1 protein-coding gene is annotated in these 596 nt (G+C 66.4%); it reads left to right on the top strand.

Features of this window, described 5'->3' with window-relative positions; genetic code table 11:
- Positions 1 to 58 precede the first annotated feature (58 nt).
- Entirely contained in the window at positions 59 to 373 is a 315-nt protein-coding gene (locus N879_RS15675) for a type II toxin-antitoxin system RelE/ParE family toxin (RefSeq protein ID WP_011117139.1), read from the top strand.
- Positions 374 to 596: the final 223 nt, after the last annotated feature.

Genomic DNA, 596 nt, shown 5'->3' with positions numbered 1-596 from the left:
GAGCCGTCACCGCCGACCAGGTGCGCGCCCGCCTGGCCGCCGAGCATGCGAAGGCGCAATGAGCTACGCGGTCGTCTTCTCGCCCGAGGCCGAAGAGCAGCTTGCCGAGCTGTACCGCTACATCGCGGCGGCGGCGTCGCCTGACGTTGCCGCTCGCTACACCGAGGCAATCGTCACCTATTGCGAAAGCCTGCGCACGTTTCCACTGCGCGGCACCATGCGCGACGATGTGCGGCCCGGCCTGCGCATCACGAACTACCGCAAGCGCGCCGTGATCGCCTTCGATGTGGCCGGCGATCTGGTTTCCATCATCGGCGTGTTCTACGGCGGGCAGGACTACGAGTCGATCCTGCACGACGACGCGGACGACTGAATTCCCCCGCTTCTTGACACTTGAGGGGCGCAATCACGCCCTGGGCCTGGCAGGCCGACCCCTCCCTTGGCGTTCAACCTTGCGGCCTTCGAGCTGGAGCCATCTTCCGACTTGGCGACGGCGCAGGAGTCACCGCGGCCTTGACAGTTGGGGAGTCCAGAGGGGGCCTTGGCCCCCTTTGGAAGAGCACGAACTTCTGCCAGGCGCTTGCGCCTGGCTATGG

Origin of the sequence: Alcaligenes sp. EGD-AK7 (genome assembly GCF_000465875.3) — a bacterium.
Taxonomy (GTDB): Bacteria; Pseudomonadota; Gammaproteobacteria; order Burkholderiales; family Burkholderiaceae_B; genus Alcaligenes; species Alcaligenes phenolicus.
Note: the sequence above shows the minus strand (reverse complement) of the source record. Positions and strands in the feature narration are given on the sequence as shown.